The sequence below is a fragment of the Fibrobacter sp. genome, from assembly GCA_024398965.1.
Lineage (GTDB): Bacteria > Fibrobacterota > Fibrobacteria > Fibrobacterales > Fibrobacteraceae > Fibrobacter.
In genome coordinates this window covers 1-6,506 of sequence record JAKSIF010000086.1, presented here as the reverse complement: position 1 = coordinate 6,506, position 6,506 = coordinate 1, and the positions used below count along the sequence as shown (strand labels likewise).

The window sequence follows — 6,506 nt, the reverse complement described above, 5'->3', positions numbered from 1 at the left end:
CCAGAGACAGGAAGTACTGGCTGGAACCCGGGTCACCCTGACGGCCGGAACGACCACGGAGCTGGTTGTCGATACGGCGGGATTCATGGCGTTCGGTACCCAGCACATGGAGACCGCCCAGTTCGGTAACACCTTCGCCCAAGGCAATGTCGGTACCACGACCAGCCATGTTGGTAGCGATGGTCACCTTGCCCTTGCAGCCGGCGTACTGGATGATTTCAGCTTCACGGCCATGGTTCTTGGCGTTGAGCACTTCGTGAGGAATGCCTTCCTTTTCCAGAAGACCATGGAGGTGTTCGGACTTTTCAATGGAGGCGGTACCAACGAGCAGGGGCTGGCCCTTTTCGTGACGTTCCTTGATTTCTGCAACAATGGCGCGCCACTTGGCATCTTCGGACTTATACACCAGGTCCTGCAGGTCCTTACGGACACAGGGATTGTTGGTGGGAATCACCCAAGTGTTCATGTTGTAAATCTTGATGAATTCCGTTGCTTCCGTTTCAGCAGTACCGGTCATACCGGACAGCTTGTTGTACATACGGAAGTAGTTCTGGAAGGTAATGGTTGCGAGAGTCTGGTTCTCGCGACGAATCTGCACGTTTTCCTTGGCTTCGATAGCCTGGTGCATACCGTTGCTGTAACGGCGGCCTTCCATGAGACGACCGGTATTTTCGTCGACGATGATGATTTCGCCATCACGTACGATATAGTCCACATCCTTCACGTAGATGTGCCATGCCTTAAGGGCCTGGTCAATGAAGTGTACCCAGTCGGCATGTTCGCCGTAGAGGTTGGTGACCTGGAGAAGGTCTTCGATGTGTGTAACACCCTTGGAAGTGAGCTGGACAACCTTGTCCTTCTCATCCACGCTGAAGTCCTTGTTCTTAATAAGCTTCTTTGCAATTTCATTTGCCTTGGCGTACTTGTCGGTAGCGTCTTCGGCAGGGCCGCTGATGATAAGCGGAGTACGGGCTTCGTCGATCAAGATGGAGTCCACTTCGTCAACGATACAGAAGTTCAGTTCACGCTGCACAAGCTGGGAAGGTTCCACAGCCATGTTGTCGCGGAGGTAGTCGAAGCCGAATTCGTTGTTGGTACCGTAGGTCACGTCGGAGTTGTAGCTCTCACGACGCTGTTCCGGATTGAGGCCGTTCACGATAAGACCAACGGTAAGACCCAGGAACTTATAGACCATACCCATCTGCTTGGCGTCACGGCCAGCCAGGTAATCGTTAACAGTCACCACGTGAACACCATGGCCGCCAAGGGCGTTCAGGTAAACGGGCAGTGCTGCAGCAAGAGTCTTACCTTCACCGGTAGCCATTTCTGCGATAGCACCTTCGTGAAGAACCAAGCCACCGATCATCTGCACGTCGAAAGGCATCATACGGAAAGGCTTCACGGACTTGGGATAGAGTTCACGAACCTTTGCATAGAGGGCGGCAGGCAGGTAGACTTCCCATTCGTTCTTGCCGCTGGCGAGCTGAGCCTTGGCCTCGTTGGCGCAATCCTGGAGCTCAGGGCCCAACTGGCTAAAGTCGAAGTTGTTCTCGGGCTTGAAGATGTTGAAGATACCGAGACGACGGTCACAAGCTTCCTTACAGACTGCGAAGGCATCCACACGGATATCGTCAAGGGTGGCGCCGTTCTTCAGCTTCTCGCGGAACTCAGCACTCTTTGCAGCCAGGGCGGCATCATCGAGGGCTTCCAGGGCCTCGCGAGCCTTGTTGATCTGGGCGATCACCGGGCGAAGCTGCTTCACCTTACGTTCGTGGGGTGTACCGAAAATCTTGTGCAATACGGTATCTACAATACTCATTTTGATTCCTTTTTACGGCCGAAGGCATAGCCTGCGGACACTGATTAAAATTTTACGGGGTTAATTTAGCAACTTCAAAACGCTAAGCCACTCAATCGGACTTCTAAATTCCTCTAAATCAACACCTTTTTAGGCATTTTGGACTGATGCCGAACTAAATCGCTCGAATACGGCAATAAAACAGAGAAATTACTTTATACGTAAATCTAGAATCTACGGACAATCAGGATCTTGTATGCGCAAACCAGCTTCTGTTCCCAATGGTCATTGAAAATGGTAGGCAAGTATTCCATTTCCATTACGGTGTTCCAGGACCACGTATCACCAATATAGCCGTAGGCCATCTTCATGTCCACATCGGGCAGCATGATGAAATCATTGGATTCCGATTCCGTACTAACCGCAAGACCCGCAATGCCCCAAAGGTTCAGGAACATGTAGTTGGTGAAAACCCAGGTATAGCTATAGCCCATATTGACCCAGGTACTATAGATTTCACGTTCCTGCGTATAGAACGCCAAGGTGCTATCGCGCCCCTTCGCCTTGGAATCCTGAATGCGTCCGCCCAAAAGCAGACTGCCGGCGGAATATTTCTGACGGCGGTCCAAGAAATAGGCGGCCATGGGCGTAAACCGCCCCTTGGCAGTTCCCATCCACAAGGCAGACAGATACATATCACGCTGCCACAAATCCACAAAGATGGTGCTATCGCTACTACCTGATGTAAAACCGCTGTAGCGGCGGTATTTTCCCTTGATCCACCAGTCATCAGGGAAAAAGTCAATTCCCGTCTCAAGCGCCATGGATTCCGACTGCCCCTTGCCTACCGTAAACGGCAGCGGGTAAAGGAAGTCCCAGTAAAAATCCTTGTAGCCGAAACCAATACCTACATCAACAGGCCTATTGGAAACAAGTGCGCCTTCATGAAACTCGCTAGTCCATAGGGAGGCGAAGTTATAGTTGCACAGAAATCGCAGGGGAAAGTGCCTTTCAAAGATCTCGATGCCACCCCCTGTTTCCAGGAAGCCCGAATTGTCAAACGCAAATACCGTGCTGCAGGAGAGCACGAAAAAAAGCGTAGCTGCAAGACGGGAAAGCATGGGCCAAAGATAAAAAAGTAGGGCCATAAAATCTATCTTTTTCTACAAGGAACAATTTCACAATTGACTTACATGTCCATATAACACCTATGCATAGTTTTCTCGCTACCGTACTGGTCACTTTTTTCACATTATGCCTAGCCATTCCATCCCTGGCGCAAACAACCATGGAAGAACTGAAGGCGCATCCCGAATTCACCACCAGCGGATACAGTATCTATCCCGAACCCGGCAAGAGCGTAAAGTACACCAAGGCGCCAGTAGGCTACAAGCCCTTCTACATCAGCCACTACGGCCGGCACGGTAGCCGCTACCATTATAGCGCCGATGACTACAACAATCTTTTTGCAGTTCTCAGCAAGGCCGATTCCGCAAAGGCGCTTTCTGTCACCGGCAAGTACGTTATGGCGGCAACGAAAGTCCTTGCCGAAAAGGCGGCACCCCGCGCAGGAGACTTGACCCAGGTTGGCGCCAAGCAGCACGAGGGTATCGCTCGACGTATGGCCAGGAACTTTCCCGAAATCTTTGCCGATCGTAAAGATTCCAAGGGCAAAAAGATTCCCGCCCGCGTGGATGCCTACGCAAGCACATCTGGCCGTTGCATCCTCAGCATGAGCGCATTCCTCGGGGAACTTCGCTCGCAGAAACCCAAGGTGGAAATCCATCAGGAAACAGGCAAGAGCCTAATGGAGTTCATCAACACCTTCAGCTTCGACATCACAAAGAACTACGCTGAAACCGCCGAATACAAGGCCGAAAGCGACAAGCTCTGGCAGGATATTTCCACCAGGAATTTCGTGCAGACGCTGTTCGCCGATACCGCCTACGCATCAAAGAACGTCAATATTTCCGAGCTGTACAACAAGATGTTTGAAATCAGCGGAAGCCTCCAGGGAATGGAAGAAGACAACAGCCTGCTGATTCTTGAAAAGATCTTCACCAAGGAAGAAAAGATTTCTCGATGGAAGGCCCAGAACGCCTGGTGGTACAGCATTCTCGGAACGTGCCCGCTGACAGGTGACGATGGCGTGAACACTGCAAAGCCAGTCCTCGCCCACATTCTAGGCGAAGCCGAAAAGGCAATCTACGGCGACAGCACCGCAAGCGAAAACAAGGCTGGCGCTACCCCAAGTAACGTGGCTGCCACCCTGCGCTTCGGTCACGACACCGCAATCCTTCCCCTGGCAAGCCTGATGCAGCTCTCCATCGCAGACGCAAAAGTCAGCGACCTCTCGAAACTTCACGAACAGTGGACCGACTTCAGGATTATCCCCATGGCTGCAAACCTGCAGATGGTATTCTACAAGTCAGGCACCATCACCCGCGACAACACTGCCAAGAACTACAAGCCTGTCCTTGTGAAATTCCTCTACAACGAACGTGAAGTCACCGCCCCCATCACCTGCGACCAGGCCAGCATACCCAAGAAGGAAAAATGCCCCACGGCCCCCTACTACCGCTGGGATGACGTAAAGTCCTTCTACAGTAGTATACTGAAGTAAGTCGACAAGGCAAAGATCCTTCGACTCATAGGCTCGAACAACTCCGTGGAATAAGCCGCCATTTTCAGATAGGTATCCAGCCTGCTTCCAACATTCAGCCAATCCAAAAGGCTGTACTCGACAGTGGTATGGTTCAACACAAGAAAGTCCCAGCCATCGGCACCATAGTACTGTGTGGATCCCGTAATCGTCTTCATCGCGTCCACCGTAACCTGGTTATAGAACCTCAGTTTTTTCTTGTACAGCAGCTCCAGCATAAGGCCGTACTTCACACCGGAATTGTACTGGTAGTTGTCCATGTCCGAAGAATACTCCGGATGCACTTCCTTGATCAGGTCGTCGTATCCCATGTCAGCCGTGCCAAGCACAATCCAGTAAAGCTGATTCATCACCCTGAAACGCAAGTCGGGAGTAACCCATAGCGCCAAGTCCAAGGCGCCGCCAATGGATATGGTACTGACCGTAGCCAAGTCCCCGTAGAAGGAGCCGAAATCCAGATTCAAGGAAAAATCAAGCCAGTGTCCCCTGCCGTGAACACCCACATTCTTCAGCTTACCCATCACATCCATCATAATGACGTTGCCTTCAAAACCGGCCTCCCCCGTGGCATCAATCTTGAAGTAGTCAAAAGGCTGCTTCACAATCGTATAAGGACGACCGTACTCCAGGTACAGTGACATCATACCATGGTGATCGCGCCACTCCTTGTCCAATTCGTCCGCAGACTTTCCGCCAAAACGGTAGTCACTTCCAAATCGGGAACCACCGCCCAATGCTATGGCAAGCTCAATCGGAACAAAGCCTGTCCTGGAATCCCTATTCCCAAAGGCACGTCTCTGCAGGTAACCGGCGGGCTCCAGCACAAAGGCAGCCAAGTGCCTGTACCAGGGAACATCATTGTTGTTATACGCAAGTCGTGAAAGTCTGTAGAGCACTTCACCGTAAACGGATCCGCCGATTGTCGTGGTAATCAAGTCGTTGGGTGCCGGATATTCCGTCTCCGCAAACATCTCCCAGGTAAAGCTGCCAAGACCCGCCCACAACATGCTGCGGTAGAATCCGTAACCGCCAGCGCGTGCCGTCGCATAATACATGGAACCTTGATAGGGATGGCCGTAAAAGTTGATGGCCCAATGATTGTGGTCCCATTCCCAGCCTTCGCGAAGGTTCCGCTTCCACGTAGCAGGACCGATGCGGGCATAATTCTTGTCAAGAACATAGCGGTCCCAACCCCACACAAAAATATTCTGCCCAAGAACCTCTGCAGCAACCGTGGGCCCATAAACTGGAGGAACCGTATCAGAAAAGATCTCCACAACATCGCCATAGGTAGTCTTGTGACGCTCCATTATTTCTTTCATGCTGATCACGGAATCACCAGCTACGCTAGGCGACTCTTGAGACCTAGCAAAGCAAAGTACCGATAACACTGACAGCAGTATGGCAATGGTGCGAAGCATAGGCCATATCTAGCAATCCATTTTTTCCTAGAGTATAAAAAAATCCCCCCTTCTGATAAAGGGGGAAAAATCAAAGATGAAATTACATGCTAACAACTAGTTAGGCAATTTGATGCCAGCGTTTTCAAAGACTTCCTTGTTCTTCTCGTTGGGAAGTGCCACGTTGGTAATCCAGTTGTATTCCGCAATGCCGGCAAGACCGACGCGGGCGCAAAGCTGATCACGAGCAACATTGTAGGCATTCAGGATCTGAACCTTTTCGGTATCTGCAGCCTTGTCGATGCGTTCGGACCAACGGAAACCCAGTTCAACCAGGCCGGCGCTGGCCTTGGCGTAGAGCCTTGCCTTTTCAGCGGTAATTTCCGGGCTGCTGGGAGCTGTGAAGGCGTTAACCTGCACAATGGGCTGGCTCTTGGGAGCCTGAACCTGCATCTGGGTCATTTCAGGAGTACCACCCTGTTCCTCGGTGCAGGCAACAAAAAAAGAGGCGATAATCAAGAACGTGATTGCAAGAATTCGTTTTGACATATCTGCCTCTTTTTATTTACTAGCGGCTTGTGGGCTCGAACCACAGACCTGCGGATTATGATTCCGACGCTCTACCAACTGAGCTAAGCCGCCAAAG

The 6,506-nt window shown here is 51.4% G+C and carries 5 protein-coding genes and 1 tRNA gene; 1 reads left to right on the top strand and 5 read right to left on the bottom strand.

The window, feature by feature from the left end; translation table 11 throughout:
- Both secA and MJZ26_14445 read right to left on the bottom strand, forming a co-directional pair.
- Positions 1 to 1,819, bottom strand: a 1,819-nt coding sequence (gene secA, locus MJZ26_14450) for a preprotein translocase subunit SecA (GenBank protein ID MCQ2106977.1), incomplete at its 3' end; no start/stop codon positions are given.
- A gap of 206 nt (positions 1,820 to 2,025) precedes the next feature.
- A complete protein-coding gene (locus MJZ26_14445) occupies positions 2,026 to 2,946 on the bottom strand; it encodes a DUF4421 domain-containing protein (protein ID MCQ2106976.1) in 921 nt (306 codons plus the stop codon).
- A gap of 140 nt (positions 2,947 to 3,086) precedes the next feature.
- Between MJZ26_14445 and MJZ26_14440 the strand changes: the two genes are divergently transcribed.
- Positions 3,087 to 4,421 (top strand): histidine phosphatase family protein, encoded by a 1,335-nt coding sequence (locus tag MJZ26_14440; protein ID MCQ2106975.1) that lies wholly within the window; start codon positions 3,087 to 3,089, stop codon positions 4,419 to 4,421.
- On the opposite strand, the gene MJZ26_14435 is transcribed toward MJZ26_14440, so the two are convergent.
- The 3 genes from MJZ26_14435 to MJZ26_14425 form a co-directional block, all read right to left on the bottom strand.
- Complete coding sequence (locus MJZ26_14435) at positions 4,400 to 5,782, bottom strand: DUF3943 domain-containing protein (GenBank protein MCQ2106974.1); 1,383 nt, start codon at positions 5,780 to 5,782, stop codon at positions 4,400 to 4,402. The two genes, MJZ26_14440 and MJZ26_14435, sit on opposite strands and share 22 nt — an antisense overlap.
- A 195-nt stretch (positions 5,783 to 5,977) precedes the next feature.
- A complete protein-coding gene (locus MJZ26_14430; protein ID MCQ2106973.1) occupies positions 5,978 to 6,409 on the bottom strand; it encodes a hypothetical protein in 432 nt (143 codons plus the stop codon).
- Between the two features lie 20 nt (positions 6,410 to 6,429).
- A tRNA-Met gene (locus MJZ26_14425) sits at positions 6,430 to 6,502 on the bottom strand.
- Positions 6,503 to 6,506: the final 4 nt, after the last annotated feature.

Excerpts from the sequence above, each read along its gene's own strand:
- MJZ26_14435 (MCQ2106974.1), bottom strand. The coding sequence starts at position 5,782 with ATGAAAGAAATAATGGAGCGTCACAAGACTACCTATGGCGATGTTGTG.
- MJZ26_14445 (MCQ2106976.1), bottom strand. The coding sequence starts at position 2,946 with ATGGCCCTACTTTTTTATCTTTGGCCCATGCTTTCCCGTCTTGCAGCT.
- MJZ26_14440 (MCQ2106975.1), top strand. The coding sequence starts at position 3,087 with ATGGAAGAACTGAAGGCGCATCCCGAATTCACCACCAGCGGATACAGT.
- MJZ26_14430 (MCQ2106973.1), bottom strand. The coding sequence starts at position 6,409 with ATGTCAAAACGAATTCTTGCAATCACGTTCTTGATTATCGCCTCTTTT.